This is a genomic window from Sphingomonas sp. Sph1(2015) (assembly GCF_001970915.1).
GTDB lineage: Bacteria > Pseudomonadota > Alphaproteobacteria > Sphingomonadales > Sphingomonadaceae > Sphingomonas > Sphingomonas parapaucimobilis.
In genome coordinates this window covers 1-17,979 of sequence record NZ_MQUI01000019.1, presented here as the reverse complement: position 1 = coordinate 17,979, position 17,979 = coordinate 1, and the positions used below count along the sequence as shown (strand labels likewise).

Genomic DNA, 17,979 nt, shown 5'->3' with positions numbered 1-17,979 from the left:
GGCGATCAGCGGGCAGCGGCGTCAGGGCCGGGCTGTCCGCCCGTCTGGCCCTGTGCCTGTGCGCCACCGGCTTGCCCCGGTTGCCCGATGCGAACCTTCTGGCCCGGCTGGACCTTCTGCCAGCCCTCGGTGATGACCTTCTCGCCCGGTTTCAGACCGGACAGGATCACCCAGTTGCTGCCGACTTGACCGCCCAGCGTGACCGGGCGCGGCTGGGCCGTGCCCGCCCCGTCGACCACCATGACGGAGGCCGCCTGATTGCTCAGCTGGACGGCGCGCTGCGGCACCGAGATGCCGTTGCGGATCGTGCCCGCATTGACATGAGCGCGGACGAACTGGCCGGGCAGCAGGGCACGGGTCGGATTGGGGAAGCGTGCGCGCAACTGCTGGCTGCCGGTCGTCGGGTCCACCGTCTGCCCGGCAAAGTCGAGCTGGCCGGTCGGACCATATTCGGATCCGTCCTCCAGCGTCAGGCGCACGGTGATATGCGACAGGTCGGGCAGCGCCAGACCACCCGAGCGGGCCTGCTGGATCAATTCGCTCAACGCCGCGCTCGACTGGGTGAAGACGGCATAGATCGGCGACATCTGGTCGACCTGGGTCAGCGGCGTCGCCTGGGTTGCGCTGACCAGCGCGCCCTCGGTCACCTGCGCGCGACCGACGCGGCCGGCGATCGGCGCGCGGACGATGGTGTAGCTCAGCTGCAACTGCGCACGCGACAGGGCGGCGCGGGCATCCGCGACGCTGGCGTCGGCCTGGCGCAGGGTGGACTGGGCCGCGTCGAATTCCTGCGCGCTGACCGCGCGTTCGGACACCAGGGGCTGGTAACGGCGGACGATCGACGCGGCATTCACCCGCGCGGCCTCGGCCCGAGCCAGTGCGGCCTGAGCCTGTTGCACCTGTGCACGATAGTCGCGCTGGTCGATGCGGAACAGCGGCTGACCCTCGGCGACGTCGGTGCCTTCGCGATACAGCCGCGCCTCGACGATACCGTCGGTCCGCGCGCGAACCTCGGCAGTGCGGATCGCCTCGATCCGGCCGGGCAGTTCGATGACGTTGGGAACGGCAGCGGACTGAACGGTGATCGCGGTGACGAGGGGCGGTGGCGGAGCAGCCTGCTGCTGCTGCGACGCCCCCTGCCCGCACGCCGCCAACGCCAATGCCATCGCAAGCGACGGCCCCAGGACGGTAAATTTGGACACCCCGTGAAACTCCCTGAAGCACCTGACGTTTAAGTCATTCGGTTCCCCTGTACCTCGCACCTGCAAAAAAGCAACGGGCAGGTGCAATTAAATTTGACCAATGCCTTTTAAGGACGCAAGAGGGGAACATGACAGTCACCAAACGGACCGCTGGACGACCCACGCGCGAGCAGGCGCAGCACATTGACGACATCATTCTGTCCGGCGCGCGCGAGGCGTTCTGCAGCCGCGGGATCGAAGGCACCTCGATGGAGGAAATCGCGTTATCCGTGGGGGTTAGCAAGCATACCATCTATCGCCGATACGCGGGAAAGATGGCGTTGCTCGACGCGGTGGTGACGCGCGACCTGGACCGGTTGAACCAGACCATGCTGGACGGCAGCAGCGGCGCCAATCCTCTGGAGCGATTGAAGAATTCTGCGCGCCGTTTCTTCTTTTTCTGCGTCGAGCCGGATTCGGTCCGGTTCATGGCCTTTCTGACATCGGAGGCGATTTTCTCCGAGGAGCTGCGTCAGCGATTCGCGACCTGGGACCGCGTGCTTGCCGATCCGATCATCGCCTGTATCCAGGCGTCGCAGGATGCCGGGCTGTTGCGGCGTGACGATAGCGCCATGGCGCTGTTCAGCCTCCTGGCCGACATCCTGGACGGACCCGGCCGCCGGATGCAGTTCGACCTTCCCGACCGCTTCAACGGCATGACGCCGGACGCCTTTTTCGAGCATCGCTGGTCGGTGTTCCTGAAGGTCGCGACGGCGGGTTGAGCGATCGGGTACGATCTTCATCGGGAACGCGAGGATATGGCGGGCGTTGGCGGGCCATGTCCGACGACCTGCTGATCTTCCGCCCCGATGATCTCGATCTGTCCCGCTCCCCGCTTCGCCGCGGCATATCCGAGCCGACCTATGTGCTGGGGGCGTTCAATCCGGGCATGACCCGGCTGGCCAACGGCAACATCCTGCTGATGGTTCGCGTGGCCGAGGCGCTGAGCCAGCCGGTCGACGGCGATCATGTCCGCGCGATCCGCTGGACGGACAAAGGCTATGTTCTCGACCGCTACCCGCTCTCGGCGGTCGACATGACCGATCCGCGCCAGTTCGCCATTCGCGGCAGCGCACACCGTATCCTTGCGCTCACCTCCCTGTCCTGGCTGCTGCCGGTCGAACTGTCGGGCGACGGCTCGACAATTGTCGCGGTCCATTATGATAAGGCGATCGAACCTGCCGCGACCTGGCAGGATTACGGGGTCGAGGATGCCCGGATCAGCCGGGTCGGCGACCGGTGGTACATGACGACCTGCTCAGTGTCTGCCGAGCGGCATTCGACCACGCTTCATATCTCTGACAACGGCCTGGATTACCGGCTGGCGGGGATCATCCTCGATCATCAGAACAAGGATATGCTGTTCTTCGAGGGACTGGTCGACGGCCGGTTCATGGCGCTGACCCGACCGCTGGGCGAAGTGTATTTCGCCTATCCCGGGGACAGCCCCTTTGTCGGGGGACCGTCGATCAATTTTGCGACGTCGCCAGACGCGCTGCACTGGAAACCGCTGGAGGCCCCCGGCATCCGGGCACGCAAGGGTTCGGTATCGGCGATGAAGGTCGGCGGAGGCACTCCGCCGATCCTGACCGAACAGGGTTGGCTGACCCTTTATCACGGTGTCGAGCGGCGCGAGTCGGTCGGCATCTATCGCAGCTTCTGGGCGCTGTTCGACAAAACCGACCCGACGCACATCCTGCACCTTGCCGACGATCAACCGATCCTGGAGGCCGCGCCCGAGCTTACGGCCTCCATCGCCCATCAAATGTACCTGCCGACGCCGGTGGTCTTTTCGACCGGCATGATCGACATGGGCGACCATTATCTGGTGGCAAGCGGTGAAGCCGACTTGGCCTGCCGCATGACCCGGCTGCCCAAGGGGCTGTTCGCATGAGCGCGCGCCCCTGGTGGCAGTCGGCGGCCCTCTATCAGATTTACCCCTGGTCGTTTCAGGACAGCGATGACGACGGCGTCGGCGACCTGCGCGGCATCGAGCGCCGCCTTGACTATCTGGTCGAGCTGGGCGTGGATGCGATCTGGCTTTCACCAATCTTTCCGTCACCTATGGCCGACTTCGGCTATGATGTGAAAGATTACTGCGATGTCGATCGTCGGTTCGGGACGCTGGCGGATTTCGACTCGCTGCTGGCCTCGGCGCATGCGCGTGGGCTGAAGCTGCTGCTCGACTTCGTACCCAATCACAGCTCGGACCAGCATCCCTGGTTCGTCGAGAGCCGGTCCAGCCGCGACAATCCCAAGCGCGACTGGTATATTTGGCGCGATGCAGCCCCGGACGGCGGCCCGCCCAACAACTGGATCAGCGATTTCGGCGGTCCCGCTTGGACCTGGGACGAGGCGACCGGCCAATATTATTATCACGCCTTTCTGAAGGAACAGCCCGACCTCAACTGGCGCAATCCGGATGTGCGCGCCGCGATGCTCGACGTGTTGCGTTTCTGGTTCGCGCGCGGCGTCGATGGGTTTCGGATCGATGTGCTCTGGCACATCGTCAAACATGCGGGCTTCCCCGACAATCCGCTCAACCCGGACTGGGACCCGGCGACCGGTGAGATGAACCGGGTGTTCCAGCTCCATTCGACCGACCAGCCCGAGGTCCATGACATCGCCGCCGACATGCGTGCCATCGCCGATATGTTCGGCCGCGGGGACAATGAGCGCGTGCTGATCGGCGAAATCTATCTGCCGGTCGAGAGGCTGATGCGCTATTACGGTCAGCGCGGGGAGGGCGTTCACCTGCCCTTCAACTTCCAGTTGATCGATGCCGCTTGGGATGCGCGCCATCTGGCGCGGATGATCGCGGACTATGAGGCCGCCCTGCCCCCAGGCGGATGGCCGAACTGGGTACTGGGCAATCACGACCGCCCGCGCAGCGCGACCAAGCGTGGTCCGGCACAGGCGCGGGTAGCGGCGATGCTGCTGCTGACGCTGCGGGGTACGCCGACGCTTTATTATGGCGATGAGCTGGGTATGGAAAATGGCGTCATTCCGCCCGACCGCGTTCGCGATCCGCGCGAGTTACGCGAGCCTGGGCTGGGCCTGGGGCGTGATCCTGTGCGCACGCCAATGGTTTGGGACGCCAGCGACCAGGGCGGCTTTACGACGGGTGAACCTTGGCTGCCGCTCGGCGAAGGCTGGCGACAGCGCAATGTTGCTAACGAACTGGCCGAACCCGACTCCATGCTGACGCTCCACCGGGCCTTGCTGGCGCTTCGGCGGAGCAGTCCGGCGCTCGCCACCGGAGCGATCCGGCTGATCGAGGCGGAGGGTTCCGTGCTCGCCTATAAGCGCGAACAGGATGGTGAACGCTTCGTCATCGCGCTCAACCTGAGTGCGGAATCGGCGCCGATCCGCCTGACTGGCCGCCCCATACTGTCCACGCTGGGTGATCTGCCGAGCGATAACCCCGTCCTGCTTCGCCCCGATGAGGGCCTGATCCTGAAAGTCGACACGCCTGCATGAAGATCGCGATGATTGCCCCTATCGCATGGCGTACCCCGCCGCGCGCCTATGGCCCCTGGGAATTGGTGACGAGCCTGCTGACCGAGGCGCTGGTCGCGCGGGGCGTCGACGTCACCCTGTTCGCGACGCAGGACAGCATCACCACCGCCAAGCTGGCTGGCCCCGTCCCCGCCCCCTATTCGGAAGATCCATCGGTCGATGCCAAGGTCTGGGAAATGCGTCACCTGGCCAGCGTGTTCGAGCGGGCGGGCGAGTTCGACCTGATCCACAACCAAGCCGATTTTCCCGCCCACGCCTTTTCCGGGCTGGTTGATACGCCGATGGTGACGACCATCCACGGCTTCTCGTCGGAGCGTATCGTGCCGATGTACGCGCCCTATCAGGATCGGATACGCTACGTCGCGATTTCGGACGCCGACCGGCATCCCCGACTACGCTATGCCGACACCATCCATCACGGCATCCCGATCGAGGATTTCCCTTTCGATCCAGTGGGTAGCGATGACCTTCTGTTCTTCGGTCGCATCCACCCCGACAAGGGGGCCGCCGAAGCCATTGCCGTCGCGCAAGCCGTCGGCGACCGCCTGCTGATGGCAGGGATTGTGCAGGACCAGGGCTATTGGGAGCGCGAGGTGCAACCCCATGTCGATGACGACCGCATCGTCTATCGCGGACCCGTCGGCGGCGTGGAGCGGACTGCGGCGCTGGGACAGGCCAAGGCCTTGCTCCACCTCATCAACTTTGACGAGCCGTTCGGGCTTTCGGTTGTCGAGGCGATGGCCTGCGGCACGCCGGTCATCGCGATCCGGCGTGGATCGATGCCGGAACTGATCGAGGACGGGGTCAACGGCTTCCTGGTGGATAATGTCGAACAGGCCATCGAAGCGGTCCGCCGGATCGGCGAGATCGACCGGGCCACCTGCCGAAAAGTGGCGGCCGATCGCTTCTCGGTCGACCGCATGGCCGACCGCTATCTTCAGCTTTATCGAACGATCCTGGGCTGATCGCGCTGCGCCAGCGCGACGCTGTCGATCCGGTGGAGCATCGTCACGAACGCCTCCAGTTCGTCCGGCGTGAACCCGGCGAATAGCTGCGCCTCCAGTTCCAGCGCCTTTGGCGCAACATCGGCATAGAGTTCCCGCCCCGCCTCGGTCAGGACCAGCAGATGCGAGCGGCGGTCGCCGTCATGCGCGTTTCGGGCAAGGAGGCCACGCCCCACCATGGCGATGGCGGCGCGCGAAACCGTCACCTTGTCCATCCGGCTGCGCTCGCACACCGCCGACTGGGCGACTGCGCCCTCCTCCGCGACGATCGCGATCAGCCGCCACTCCGGGATCGTCAGCCCGAACAGCTGTTGATAGGCGCTGGCGATATGATCGCTGACCAGGTTGGACGTGATCGACAGGCGATAGGGAAGGAAGCCATCCAGCCGCAATTCGCGAGATCGTAACATTTGACACCAATTCCCTGTTCTGCGATCTAGTAACCGAAGATACTGGATCAGGAGTTGGACGTCATGGCAACCACCCCGAACAATCCGCTGGGCCTGGACGGCTTCGCATTCTGCGAATTCACGACGCCCGAGCCCGACACGCTGGCCCGTCAGTTCGACATGATGGGCTTCGTCCCCACCCATCGGCATCCCGAAAAGGCGATCACCCGTTACAAGCAGGGCCGCATCACCCTGCTGCTGAACGCCGAGGAGCAGGGCCAGGCGGCGGACTTCCGTGCCGAGCATGGCCCGTCGGCCAGCGGCATGGGCTTCTACGTCGCCGATCCGGTGGAGACGTTCGACCACGCGATCAAGGGCGGCGCCACCCCGGTCGACGCCGCGCGGGGATGCCTGACCCCGGATGCCCAGGCAATCGAGGGCATCGGCGGCAGCTATCTCTATCTCGTCAAGGCGGGCAGCGACCTGTTCGCCGACTGGAACGAGGTCGAAGGCTGGCAGCAGGCCGAGGCGGAGAACAATGTCGGGCTCGACCTGCTCGACCACCTGACCCACAATGTCCGCCGCGGCGAAATGCGCACATGGTCGGGCTTCTACTCGAAGCTCTTCGGCTTTGAGGAGCAGAAGTATTTCGACATCAAGGGTAAGGCGACCGGCCTGTTCAGCCAGGCGATGATCGCTCCCGACAAGGCGATCCGCATCCCGCTGAACGAGAGCCAGGACGAGAAGAGCCAGATCGAGGAATTCATCCGCGAATATAATGGCGAAGGCATTCAGCATCTCGCGCTGACCACCGATAATATTTACGACACCGTCGAGAAGCTGCGCGCGCGCGGCGTGCGGTTGCAGGACACGATCGAGACCTATTACGAACTGGTCGACAAGCGCGTGCCGAACCATGGCGAGGACCTGGAACGCCTTCGCAAGAACCGTATCCTGATCGACGGCAATGTCGGCGAAGAGGGTATCCTGCTCCAGATCTTCACCGAGAACATGGTCGGGCCGATCTTCTTCGAGATCATCCAGCGCAAGGGCAATGAAGGCTTCGGCAACGGCAATTTCCAGGCGTTGTTTGAGTCGATCGAGTTGGACCAAATCCGGCGCGGCGTCATTACCGTCGACGCCTGAGATTTTGCCGAACCAAGGGGCTTCCTCCCCTCCCCTTCAGGGGAGGGGCCGGGGGTGGGGCGCTTCCGAAAACCGCCGGCGCGTGGAGAGGCCCCACCCCAACCCCTCCCCTAAAGGGGAGGGGCTTGCTTGGAAGGAGAGGAAAAGAGATGACGACATCCTACATCCCCGGCTTCGGCAACCATGTCGCGACCGAGGCGGTCCCCGGCGCACTCCCCATCGGCCGCAACTCGCCCCAGCGCCCGGCTTACGGGCTGTATGCCGAGCAACTGTCCGGCACCGCCTTCACCGCGCCGCGTCACGAAAATCGTCGCTCCTGGCTCTATCGCCTTCGCCCGACCGCCGAGCATCCGCCCTACGAGCCCTATGACGGCGCGCCCCGCTTCGCCCCCGGCACCAGCGACAGCCCCCTGCCCCCCAATCGCCTGCGCTGGGACCCGGCGCCGATGACGCCGCCGGGCACCGACTGGATCGACGGGATGACGACGATGCTCGCGAACCGCGACCCCGCCGATCTGGAGGGTGTCGCGGTCCATGTCTATACCTGCAATCGCAGCATGGAGCGGGTGTTCGTCGATGCGGACGGCGAGCTGGTCTTCCTGCCGCAATCCGGCCGCCTGACCATCCTGACTGAGCTGGGTCGCATCGACATCGCCCCCGGCCAGATCGCGCTCGTCCCGCGCGGCGTGCGCTTTCGTGTCGAACTGCCCGATGGCGAGGCGGCGGGCTATGTTGCGGAGAACCATGGCAGCCTGTTCCGCCTGCCCGATCTGGGGCCGATCGGCGCGAACGGCTTGGGCAATCCGCGCGATTTCGAAACCCCCGTCGCCTGGTTCGAGGATCGCGACGAGCCGACACAGGTCGTCCAGAAATTCCTCGGCTCGCTCTGGACGATGACCCTCGACCATAGCCCCCTCGACGTGGTGGCCTGGCACGGCAATCTCGTGCCCTGGCGTTACGACCTGTCGCGTTTCAATACGATCAACACGGTCAGCTTCGACCATCCCGACCCCTCGATCTTTACTTTGCTCACCTCACCCAGCGACGTGCCCGGCCGGGCGAATGCCGATCTCGTCCTGTTTCCGCCACGCTGGATGGTCGCGGAGGACACGTTCCGGCCGCCCTGGTTCCACCGCAACATCATGTCGGAAGCGATGGGCCTGATCACCGGTGCCTATGATGCGAAGGCCGAAGGATTCCGTCCCGGCGGCCTGTCGCTCCACAATTTGATGGCGGGTCACGGCCCCGACCTTGCCAGCTGGCAGGGGGCGAGCAACGCCGACCTCAGGCCGCACCGGATCGAGGGCACCATGGCCTTCATGGTGGAAAGCTGCTGGCCCTATCGCCCGACGACCCACGCATTGTCCCATGCCCAACTCGATTACGATGCCGTGTGGAAGGACTTTCCCAAGGCCAGGCTGCCCCTATGAGCCTGACGCTCCACGGCTATTGGCGTTCGAGCGCCGCCTATCGCGTGCGACTGGCGCTGGCGCTGAAAGGCCTGTCCTATGACGGCGTCGCGCACGACCTGCGCACCGGGGCGCAGCGTGCCGCGGACTATCGCGCGCTCCAGCCCCAGGGCCTCGTGCCGGTGCTGGAAGGGCCGGACGGACCGTTGATCCAAAGTCCCGCCATTCTGGAATGGGTGGAGGAACGCTATCCCGATCCGCCACTTCTCCCGGACGACCATGCCGGGCGCGCCGTTGTGCGGGCGATGGCGGCCATCGTGGCGTGCGATATCCACCCGATCAACAATCTGCGCGTCCTGACCATGCTGCGTCAGGACATGGGAGCCGACGACGACGCGATCGATCACTGGATCGGTCATTGGGTGACGGAGGGCTTCGCGGCGCTGGAAATGCTGATCGAACGGCACGGCGCGGGCTATGCCTATGGCGACACGCCGACGCTGGCCGACTGCCATATCCTGCCGCAGGTCTATAACGCCCGGCGGTTCGCGGTCGACCTGTCGGCCTTTCCCCTGCTCGTCGCGGCGGCCCAGCGCCTGCGCGACCGCGTACCCGAGGCATCACCCGAGGTTCAGGGCGACGCGGCATGAGCGACGAACGCCTGACCGCCACGCCCCCCGGGATCACGCTCGGCCCACTCGACACCATTGCCGACGGCGCGGCGCGCAACTTCGTGCTCCAGATGCGCGCGGGCCGTTTCCATGGCTTTGTCGTACGGCACGGCGAAACGGTCCATGGCTATGTCGACCGCTGCCCGCATATGGGCCTCCCGCTGGCGCAGGAACTCGACGCCTATCTGACCCCGAATGGGGAGCGGATCGCCTGTTCATGGCACGGCGCGATCTTCGGCGTGGCGGACGGCCAATGTCTGGGCGGCCCCTGCATGGGACAGCGTCTAACGCCCTGGCCGGTCGCGGTGCGCGACGGAGCCATCGTTACGGCGTGACGCCCGTCACCTCGGCATGGGCAATCGCCTGCAACCGACCAATGAGGCGGGGTTCCAGCCCCAGATCGATCCCCGCCCGCTCCTGCTCGCCCAGCCGGCGGACGTCGAACCCCGTGATCTTCCCGAAGACGACCAGCGCCTCGAGATAATAGCCCGCTGCGCTGGCGTGATACTGGTCCCAGGTCCACAGATCGACCTGACCGAAGGCGATACCGTCATAGGGGTTCGGATCGGCGACCCGCTCCGCCCAGGCCCTGTTCCACGCCTGCCCGACCGGGATCGTGCCCGAGATTTCGGGATAGCGCCGCAATGCATAGGCATTCCCCGCCGCCAGATCGTCCGCCATCGCGTTGATCGTCTTGCCACGCCAGGGACTGGCGGTGCGATAGGTCAGGTCCGCGCGACTCCAGGTGGATACCAGCTCGACCCTGACGCGCGGATTGGCTCGGCGCAGCATGGCGGTCAGCAGCCCTGCCGCCTCGGCGTGGCGCGTCGGATCGCCCGGCCGCTGCGCGTCGAGCGTGCTATAGCCCTGCAGCACGACGACATCCCAGCGCCGATCGATTTCCTTGCGTTTCTTCTCGTAATGATAGGCGAGGTCGCGGCCGGGCGCGGTTTCCAGGCTGACCTGCCAGTCCTGGCCCGCCTGCTTGGCGAACGTCTTGAACAGCGCGGGCACGCCGCCAATGCCTTCGCGGTTCAGGTCGCGGACCAGGTCGGGGCGGTAGCGCATGACCGGCGAATGCGCGCCGAAGGTGAAGCTGTTGCCGACGAACAGGATCGACTCCGCAGCGGCCGGGGCGGATGCGGTCAGCGCCACCGCTATCAAACCCCAATGCCGAAACTTTCCCATCATGCCCGTCCCCTTGTTCTTCATGGCAGCCCTTCTGACGGATGCCCCCGCGGGTACGCAACCCGGTTGATCGAAATTCCGATATACCCTATACCCCTATCCATTATGGCTCATGTGACGACCAGCAAGGAAAAGATCATCGCGCGCGTCCGACGGATCGCGGGACAGGTCGCGGCGATCGAGCGGTCGGTGACGGCCGATGCCGATTGCGCCGAGACGCTGCACCTGGTCGCAGCGGTGCGCGGCGCGGTGGCGGGATTGATGGACGAACTGGTCGAGGATCACCTCCACGCCCATGTCGCGGCCCCCGACCTCTCCGACGAGGAGCGCAAGGCCGCCGCCACCGAGCTGGCCAAGTTGCTCCGCCGCCATTTCCGCTGATTGCCGATCAAGGACGCCTTGCCGTGAACAGCCCCGTGAACGCCTCCATGAACAATCACAGCCACGATTATCTGGGCCATGCCCATGACGAGAATGCGCGCCGCACCCGCCTGGTGGTATGGCTGTCGACGGGGATGATGGTCGGCGAGATCGTCGCGGGCTATCTGACCGGATCGATGGCCCTGCTGGCCGATGGTTTCCATATGGCGACCCATGTCGGGGCACTGGGGATCGCGGCGATCGCCTATTCCTATGCCAAGCGCCATGTCGCCAATCCCCGTTATAGCTGGGGCACCGGCAAGGTCGGCGAGCTGGCGGGCTTCGGCTCGGCGATGGTGCTGGGGCTGGTATCGCTGGGCATCGCCTATGAATCGATCATGCGGCTGGCCGATCCGCATGCGGTTGCGTTCGGGGACGCGATCTTCGTCGCGGTGCTGGGTCTGCTGGTCAACATCGCCAGTGCCTGGCTGCTCGGCCATGGTCACGGGCACGGGCATGATCATGGACACAGCCATTCCCACAGCCATGGTCATTCGCACGATCATCGCGACCAGGACCATGGGCATTCGCATGACCGTTATGGTGGCGACACCAACATGCGCGCGGCCTATATCCATGTCCTGGCCGATGCGCTGACGTCGGTCATGGCGATCCTGGCTTTGGTGGCGGGGCGCTATCTGGGCTGGGTCTGGCTCGATCCGGCGGTCGGGCTGTTGGGTGCGGCAGTCATCGCCAACTGGTCGGTCGGCCTGATGCGCCAGGCCTCGACCGTGCTGCTCGACGCAGCCGATCCCAAGCTCGCCGGTCAGGTCCGCGACCGGGTGGAGGCGCCCGGCGACCTGCGCATCCACGACTTCCATATCTGGCGGATCGGACCCACGGCCCATGCCGTGGTCCTGTCGGTCGAAGGCATCGACACGGTCCTGACGAGCGCCGCAATCCACCAGCGACTGGAGGGCATGGCGGCGCTCGGTCATGTCACGGTCGAAATCCGCTAACACCTTATTGAAAAAGGGATGGTAGAGGGCGCAGGATGAAAGCGCTGCAAATTCTGGCCGGAGCCATCCTTCTGGGCGCGGCGGGCGGCGGCGTGATGCTGGCCCGCCACGCCTCTCGCAATGACGCGCCCCGGCCCGCCAGGACGACAGCGCCCTGGATCGCTTCCCGGCCACCGGTCGCGGCTCCCTCCCCCTCTCCGACGCCTCCGCCCTTCGTCGTCCGCCATATCCTGGACCTGAAGGGGCCATTGAAGCACGGTGACTTCGTGTGGGACGAAAGTGGCGCGCCCGGCGGCCCCATCGTCATCACGGTGGATCTGGCCGCGCAGGTCGTCTCGATCTTCCGGGACGGCTATGAGATCGGTACGGCGGCGATCATCTATGGCGCGGACAATATGCCGACGCCGCTCGGCGTGTTTCCCATCCTGCAAAAGGATGCGACCCACGTCTCCAACCTCTATGACGCGCCGATGCCCTATATGCTGCGCCTGACCAATGATGGCGTCGCCATCCATGCCAGCGATGTTCGCTACGGCAATGCCACCCATGGCTGTATCGGCGTGCCTACCGACTTTGCCAAAAAGCTGTTCGCCGCGACGAAACTGGGCGACCGGGTGATCGTGACCAACGGCAAGACGATGACGCTGGGCCAGTCGATCCTGGGCTGATCGCCCCCAAGAAATTTGGTCGCACCCGCTTGCCAAATTCCTGTGGCTTGAATAGGCAGCATCGCAACGCGGGTGTAGCTCAATGGTAGAGCAGCAGCTTCCCAAGCTGAATACGAGGGTTCGATTCCCTTCACCCGCTCCATCACCGCACTGAACCCTCGGATTTCCGCCATTCCGGCGTCCGGCCGCGCTTCGCGGGACACCTGGCTGTAGCACCAAGCTGCGCACACGCCGCCGTCGTCCGCCCGCAATCCAAGCCCGTGCCGGCGACCGGACGAGACGTGGGACGTGGCCTCGATCACCTATCTGTGCCGGCGTGGCGCGCGCTATTACTACCGCCGCCGCCTGTACCAGCGGAGCGTCGTCAACCATCCTATAAGCATCTCGCTCGGTACGGCCGACCCGGTCGAGGCACGTCGCCTCGTCCCCCGGCTGTCCGCCCGATGGGAGATGATGGCGATGCAAATGTTCAACCGGACCAGCCGCGGTTTCCTCCAGGCGCAGGAACTAACGCGCATCTTCCGCGCGGGGCTGGACGAGGAGTTGGGGCTGGCGATGGCCTCCCATTTCGATGCCCCAGACGCGCTGGAAGGGAACCGTCGCACATTGCGGGTGCTGGAAGCGGCCTATCGCATCGCCGTGCGTCTGCCCGCCGATGCGGACAGCGTGCCGGAAGTCATCGTCAACGAGCTGACCGAGGGCTTCTCGGATGAGGATCGTGCCGCCGTCGTGATGATGCTCCGGTCGCTGGCGCCCCATAAGAGCGCGCAACGTGATGCCGAGAGCGCGTTGACGGCGATGTCGGCGCCGACGACCCCGTGCGCGATCAATGACGCGCGCGTCCAACTCCTCCGCGCACGGGCAGAAGCGCAGGCGCGCGCAGCGCTCGCCGATCATCCGCTCGCGGCCAGCCGGGGCGATCCCTACACGGCCCTGCTCGACGACGATGTCGTCGCGGCGATCCGGCGCCAGCCGGTTGCGCCTTCAACCCTAACGCCATTCGATCAGGCTGATCCGCAGCGGCTCTCTAGCGCGGGTCAGCCCGACTCCCCGTTCCTCACCCAGGACACGCGGCGGTTCAGCGAGATCATCGAGGACACCATCAAGATGATCCAGAGCGCGGGCGACTGGGACGAGGATTTGGACCAGCGTCGGCGTGTGATACGCAGTTTCGGGTGGATCACCGGCGACAAGCGCCTATGCGACTATGGCCCCGCCGATGCCCTGCATTATGCCCAGACCCTGAGGAAGCTACCCACGGAATTCAGATGGGGAACGCCCGAGGCGGGCGCCATGAGTCGTCCGCTGAAGGAGGTGCTCGTGGAAGTCGATGCAATGGCGAAGAAGACGCCGCGCAGCGATCGAACGTACAATCGCGATCTGACGATCATGGCGCGGTTCTCGCGGGAGTTAGCCAAGGCGTCGTGGCGGCCGAAATTTGGCAAGGATCTCATCGTCGACTTCAACGAGCATACCGCCAAGATCCAAGATGATCCCACCGATCCTGACCGGATGCCGTGGACGGAAGCGCAGTTGGTCTGCGCCTTCAAGGCTCCCATTTACACCGGCGGCGGCGGGTGCAGCCGACGGTTCAAGACCGGTTCCGACAACAAGGTGTGGCAGGACGCTGCATACTGGGTTCCGCTGCTGTTGGCCTACACCTTCATGAGCCGCGAAGAGGCGTGCGGGCTCGAATGCAGCGAGATCGTGTTCGACGTCGATACGCCCTTTCTGATCGTCAAGGCCAACATGACCAAAAGCAAGAATGGCGAAACCGCGGCGGGCCTGAAACGTCGTTCGCGCCACCGTGTCATCCCTCTGCATCCAGAGCTGCTACGGCTCGGCTTCAAGGAGTATGTCGCCGCGATCGAGGCGGAAGGTCACTGCATGCTGTTCCCGGAATTGTACCGGGGTGATCTCAAAAGGCGTGGTGGGACCCGCTTCTACGCGGGCGCTGGTCGGTACCTGCTCGACTATGTCGATCAAAATGTACCGCTCCTGCGAACCTCCTCGGGCAAGCGCGCCGACCTCCATTCGATGCGTACCGCCGGGGCAAGCTTCCTCGAGGATTCAGACGCGAAGCAGGTCTATATGGATGATATCCTGGGCCATGTCCGCGAGGGCACGGGGCCGCGCAAATACTGCAAGGCTTGGTTCGTTAAGGGCGGTGCGGCGATCATTCAGAAGCGGCTGGCATTGATGTGCGACGCGACGCCGAACCTGACGGCGCATCTCACGCCCGGACCGCTGGCCCTGCTGCCGCTTGAGGAAAGGTCGCGGACGGGATCGTACAAGGAATGCGCATCGCGGCGGAAGGCGTGATGACCCAATTGTGGTTGTTCAGGCGGACAGCGGCTCAGCCAGAAAGCGTGTGCTCGTTCGTGTCAACTAAGTATGCCGAAGGGCACAGCGAAGGGCTGGGAGTGGGACTTACCTGCCATTGACGGGGATCCGTCAAATTCCGGGTTTGGCCAAAACCGGACGTAAGCTCTCTAACCCTGCGCACTCTCACCAGTAAATCGCGACAACCTCCACATCCAGCATGCGTGACTTTTTCGGCTCCAGTAGGACTGGGGGCGTCGTGACATCGTTCGCCTCAGAAACGGACACATCCGGGAAAAATGGGAGCTTCATGACCTTTCGTGCTCGTTCACGAGCGCTGAAATCTATCTTCGGAGTTACGTTCTGGCCGGTAAGCTCTTCGATCAGCGCCTTCACCTGAGAAAATGCGAGACGTTGCCCTTCCGCAGTATCTGAATAGAATGCCATCTGTGAAATTCGTTCGTCTATACTTTCTAATAATGCATCTGGGATTTCATCGGTGATCTTGGATAGAATAATATCTTTGTATTTGCTAACTGCAAAAATGAGCTGCGAGTGAAGCGGATCAGGGCTTTGCTTCGATGTATCCTTGGATGACGCCATCATTGCCATCTTACTGGACTCCTCTATCTGGGCCGCCAAATCCGGAACGAAATCCCGAAAAATGTCCGCAGCTTTGATAGGGTTCCATTCAGTCTGCAGGCCCGACTTAGAAAGCCGACACAGTACCGTGAATTCATTATTCGCGAACAGCACCCGCCTGATGTCTTTCCAATAGGCAGAATGCTCCGTCACGCCGACAACCTTAAGCGGAATAGAATCGATCCCCAAATGGTTTATTATTGTATTTTCTATAATATACTCATCTATACCATCTATTACTACAGAATATCCAGATGCAATCCCGTCAATTGGTACCAAGCCGGCCAGCAACCTATTTATAATTTTATTGGCGTTCTTTGCATTATACAGGTCGGCAAATCTTACGTTTTCGATGAAAAGGGCTGGACTTTCATCGAACATATCCGAAAATTCAGCAATCATCGTACTCATTTGGAAAATCCACGACGCCGATAGCTGAACGTGAAACTCCACAAGGTCCCCCCTAATGAGTTCTGAGGCCTTGAATGCTGCATATTTTTCCGGATAGGAAAACAGGTCATCCAAATTGTCGGGTAGATCTTCCTTATTATTAGGTTGTATTTTTCTTAGGTTTTGCAACATGTGCAGTTCGCGGAACAAGGATTGCGCATTTGCCTTGCGAACCGTTTGAACGGCATTGCTGTTGGTACTCTGGAGTCTCGATGTGACCTCTGCGGACGCGCCAGGTATTGGCTTTGCCGAGATCTTTCCACCAATCTCAGCGAGAAGGGCTGCTTCCGATTTTGCCGTTATATTGTCCGTGATCTCGCCCTTCTGTGACGCTAGAAGGCTTGCTAGGCTTATTTCATCAAGATAGATAAATTCGCGTAGTGGAGATTTCTCGTCATTGCTGGTCCGCAGCACTCGGGCCGGGCGCAAGCGGATGTAGGGAAATCTGGAACTGAAAGTGAGCCTACCCAACATCATCTTATTTATCTCTTTCCGGACGCTGTGCCACGCGTTCATAAGCTTGGGCGATGTCTTCACCAGCGACCCGGCTTCGCTCGTCAGATGCTGCGATAAGGGCAGCCTCGGTCCAAATCGCGGTTAGGCGTGCTGCGGACCAATTATGCGTTCGCAAAGCCACGTCGAGGATCGGGAGGTCGTCATCGCATTGAATGCGGCGCATTCCCACGCGCATAATTTCTAGCCGATCAATTACGTCCGGCAAACCGAATTCAATTTCCCAGTCAAATCTACCCGGTCTGGTCAATGCCGGGTCCAACGAATCTACGCGATTCGTTGCAGCAATCACGATAGTTGTGCTTTCGCGATTGCTGAAACCGTCCATGAGTGTGAGCAGTTGTGCGACGATTTTTCGAGAAGATTCATTACTGTTCCCAGATCGAGCTTCCGCGATACTGTCGATCTCGTCGAAGAATATGATTGATCGACCCGACCTGGATTTTTCCGCATGCTCGAAAATCTTGCGGAGCATCCCTTCCGAATCACCCACCCATTTGCTCACGATGGCAGGGCCGCTGATGCTGTAAAAATCCGCATTGGCTTCGTTAGCGATGATGCGCGCCAGGTGGGTTTTCCCGGTCCCAGGCAAACCTGTAAACAGAACCCCCTTCACGGGGCGCGCGCCAATCACTTTGAGCTCATCGTGGCGGTTTAGTTGCGTATTGATAAGATATTTTGCTCTCGATACGACATGGTTGTAACCACCGAAATCATCGAATGAAAGACCGTCCACATCCGGCTTTACCAAAAACGATGATGCAGATATTTCGGAATCGTCAAGATTTAGCCGTACTCGGATTGGCTCCTTCGACAAGATCCGCCGGATATCCGAAGATCCGTCTATTTCGACAGTAAAATTTGCCGAGACTGGAATGCCTTGGGAATTTCCTAACGTCAGCAGAGCGTTGCCCGATTCGCCAAGTACAGTCCCGTCCTCAAGCACGTCACGGACAACGGATGTCAGGAAGGATGTGGGCCACAGTTCATTAGGCACAACCCTCCATTCGCTTCCATCGCTGAGAATGACATCATTCTTGTGAAGGGTGCCTTCAGCCAACCCTGTTATGCGAGACGTACGACCGTCGAACAAACGAAGATAAACGGTTCCCGATAAGTCATCGACGTGGATGACCTTCATCAGGTCACCTTTAAGAATTCCGTTGCTACCGTCAATATCATCACTCATCGTGATGATATTAAGCATAAATCACAGTCCGGACCAAGGGCGCCGGTAGCGCGATGCAGCACATATTTGCACACAATCGGCGGCTCGAGCGGCCACTGAAGCAGCGGGGGATCTTTCCCATCGTAAGCGCTGTTAACGCACCACGCGGGCGGCGTATGCCCATGGCATGAGGTCGCCGAGTGCATTGATGCGGTGGCCGCCCGCAAGGCGCTTGAGAGTGTCGGTCAGCCAGGCCTGTGGGTCGACGCG

General features: G+C 62.5%; 18 protein-coding genes and 1 tRNA gene. 13 read left to right on the top strand and 6 right to left on the bottom strand.

Going from position 1 to position 17,979, the window contains the following annotated elements:
- Positions 1–5: 5 nt before the first annotated feature.
- Positions 6–1,202 carry an efflux RND transporter periplasmic adaptor subunit gene (locus BSZ14_RS09675; protein WP_076710752.1) on the bottom strand — a complete coding sequence of 399 codons (1,197 nt, stop codon included), beginning with the start codon at positions 1,200–1,202 and terminating at the stop codon, positions 6–8.
- A gap of 128 nt (positions 1,203–1,330) precedes the next feature.
- Between BSZ14_RS09675 and BSZ14_RS09670 the strand changes: the two genes are divergently transcribed.
- The 4 genes from BSZ14_RS09670 to BSZ14_RS09655 are packed head-to-tail and all read left to right on the top strand — an operon-like array spanning position 1,331 to position 5,725.
- Positions 1,331–1,963, top strand: a complete 633-nt coding sequence (locus tag BSZ14_RS09670) for a TetR/AcrR family transcriptional regulator (RefSeq protein WP_076710751.1) — start codon at positions 1,331–1,333, stop codon at positions 1,961–1,963.
- A 56-nt stretch (positions 1,964–2,019) separates the two neighbouring features.
- Positions 2,020–3,135 carry a glycoside hydrolase family 130 protein gene (locus tag BSZ14_RS09665; RefSeq protein ID WP_076710750.1) on the top strand — a complete coding sequence of 372 codons (1,116 nt, stop codon included), beginning with the start codon at positions 2,020–2,022 and terminating at the stop codon, positions 3,133–3,135.
- Positions 3,132–4,721, top strand: coding sequence for an alpha-amylase family glycosyl hydrolase (locus BSZ14_RS09660; RefSeq protein ID WP_076710749.1), 1,590 nt, complete (start codon positions 3,132–3,134; stop codon positions 4,719–4,721). The genes BSZ14_RS09665 and BSZ14_RS09660 overlap by 4 nt, the downstream gene beginning before the upstream one ends.
- The gene (locus BSZ14_RS09655) at positions 4,718–5,725 is read left to right on the top strand and encodes a glycosyltransferase family 4 protein (protein ID WP_076710748.1); all 1,008 of its coding nucleotides are present in this window, start codon (positions 4,718–4,720) and stop codon (positions 5,723–5,725) included. Before BSZ14_RS09660 ends, BSZ14_RS09655 begins: the two co-directional genes overlap by 4 nt.
- Here BSZ14_RS09655 and BSZ14_RS09650 read toward each other — a convergent pair.
- A complete protein-coding gene (locus tag BSZ14_RS09650; protein ID WP_076710747.1) occupies positions 5,704–6,174 on the bottom strand; it encodes a MarR family winged helix-turn-helix transcriptional regulator in 471 nt (156 codons plus the stop codon). The genes BSZ14_RS09655 and BSZ14_RS09650 overlap by 22 nt on opposite strands.
- Positions 6,175–6,237: 63 nt before the next feature.
- Between BSZ14_RS09650 and hppD the strand changes: the two genes are divergently transcribed.
- The 4 genes from hppD to BSZ14_RS09630 all read left to right on the top strand — a co-directional run bounded on the left by hppD (position 6,238) and on the right by BSZ14_RS09630 (position 9,714).
- Positions 6,238–7,299, top strand: a complete 1,062-nt coding sequence (gene hppD, locus BSZ14_RS09645) for a 4-hydroxyphenylpyruvate dioxygenase (RefSeq protein WP_076710746.1) — start codon at positions 6,238–6,240, stop codon at positions 7,297–7,299.
- Positions 7,300–7,448: 149 nt separating this feature from the next.
- Positions 7,449–8,729, top strand: coding sequence for a homogentisate 1,2-dioxygenase (gene hmgA / locus BSZ14_RS09640; protein ID WP_076710745.1), 1,281 nt, complete (start codon positions 7,449–7,451; stop codon positions 8,727–8,729).
- The gene (gene maiA, locus BSZ14_RS09635) at positions 8,726–9,358 is read left to right on the top strand and encodes a maleylacetoacetate isomerase (RefSeq protein ID WP_076710744.1); all 633 of its coding nucleotides are present in this window, start codon (positions 8,726–8,728) and stop codon (positions 9,356–9,358) included. Before hmgA ends, maiA begins: the two co-directional genes overlap by 4 nt.
- Positions 9,355–9,714, top strand: a complete 360-nt coding sequence (locus tag BSZ14_RS09630) for a Rieske (2Fe-2S) protein (protein ID WP_076710743.1) — start codon at positions 9,355–9,357, stop codon at positions 9,712–9,714. The genes maiA and BSZ14_RS09630 overlap by 4 nt, the downstream gene beginning before the upstream one ends.
- On the opposite strand, the gene BSZ14_RS09625 is transcribed toward BSZ14_RS09630, so the two are convergent.
- Positions 9,704–10,570 (bottom strand): PEP-CTERM sorting domain-containing protein, encoded by an 867-nt coding sequence (locus BSZ14_RS09625; RefSeq protein ID WP_338012085.1) that lies wholly within the window; start codon positions 10,568–10,570, stop codon positions 9,704–9,706. The two genes, BSZ14_RS09630 and BSZ14_RS09625, sit on opposite strands and share 11 nt — an antisense overlap.
- Before the next feature lie 102 nt (positions 10,571–10,672).
- On the opposite strand from BSZ14_RS09625, the gene BSZ14_RS09620 reads away from it, so the two are divergent.
- The 5 genes from BSZ14_RS09620 to BSZ14_RS09600 all read left to right on the top strand — a co-directional run bounded on the left by BSZ14_RS09620 (position 10,673) and on the right by BSZ14_RS09600 (position 14,936).
- Entirely contained in the window at positions 10,673–10,948 is a 276-nt protein-coding gene (locus tag BSZ14_RS09620) for a metal/formaldehyde-sensitive transcriptional repressor (protein WP_056435008.1), read from the top strand.
- A gap of 47 nt (positions 10,949–10,995) precedes the next feature.
- Positions 10,996–11,946, top strand: coding sequence for a CDF family Co(II)/Ni(II) efflux transporter DmeF (gene dmeF, locus BSZ14_RS09615; protein ID WP_076710742.1), 951 nt, complete (start codon positions 10,996–10,998; stop codon positions 11,944–11,946).
- 35 nt (positions 11,947–11,981) lie between these two features.
- Positions 11,982–12,614, top strand: coding sequence for a L,D-transpeptidase family protein (locus tag BSZ14_RS09610; RefSeq protein ID WP_241823709.1), 633 nt, complete (start codon positions 11,982–11,984; stop codon positions 12,612–12,614).
- Positions 12,615–12,682: 68 nt separating this feature from the next.
- Positions 12,683–12,756 (top strand) — tRNA-Gly (locus BSZ14_RS09605).
- A 146-nt stretch (positions 12,757–12,902) separates the two neighbouring features.
- Positions 12,903–14,936: a DUF6538 domain-containing protein gene (locus BSZ14_RS09600; protein ID WP_076710741.1), complete on the top strand. Its 2,034-nt coding sequence runs from the start codon at positions 12,903–12,905 to the stop codon at positions 14,934–14,936.
- 186 nt (positions 14,937–15,122) lie between these two features.
- Here the strand turns inward: BSZ14_RS09600 and BSZ14_RS09595 are convergent, their stop codons facing one another.
- The 3 genes from BSZ14_RS09595 to BSZ14_RS09585 form a co-directional block, all read right to left on the bottom strand.
- Entirely contained in the window at positions 15,123–16,442 is a 1,320-nt protein-coding gene (locus BSZ14_RS09595) for a DUF6414 family protein (protein WP_158069196.1), read from the bottom strand.
- Positions 16,443–16,506: 64 nt separating this feature from the next.
- Positions 16,507–17,748 carry an ATP-binding protein gene (locus tag BSZ14_RS09590; protein ID WP_241823708.1) on the bottom strand — a complete coding sequence of 414 codons (1,242 nt, stop codon included), beginning with the start codon at positions 17,746–17,748 and terminating at the stop codon, positions 16,507–16,509.
- A gap of 114 nt (positions 17,749–17,862) precedes the next feature.
- Positions 17,863–17,979 (bottom strand): transposase domain-containing protein (locus BSZ14_RS09585; RefSeq protein ID WP_139330359.1); only part of this gene is annotated, 117 nt, incomplete at its 5' end.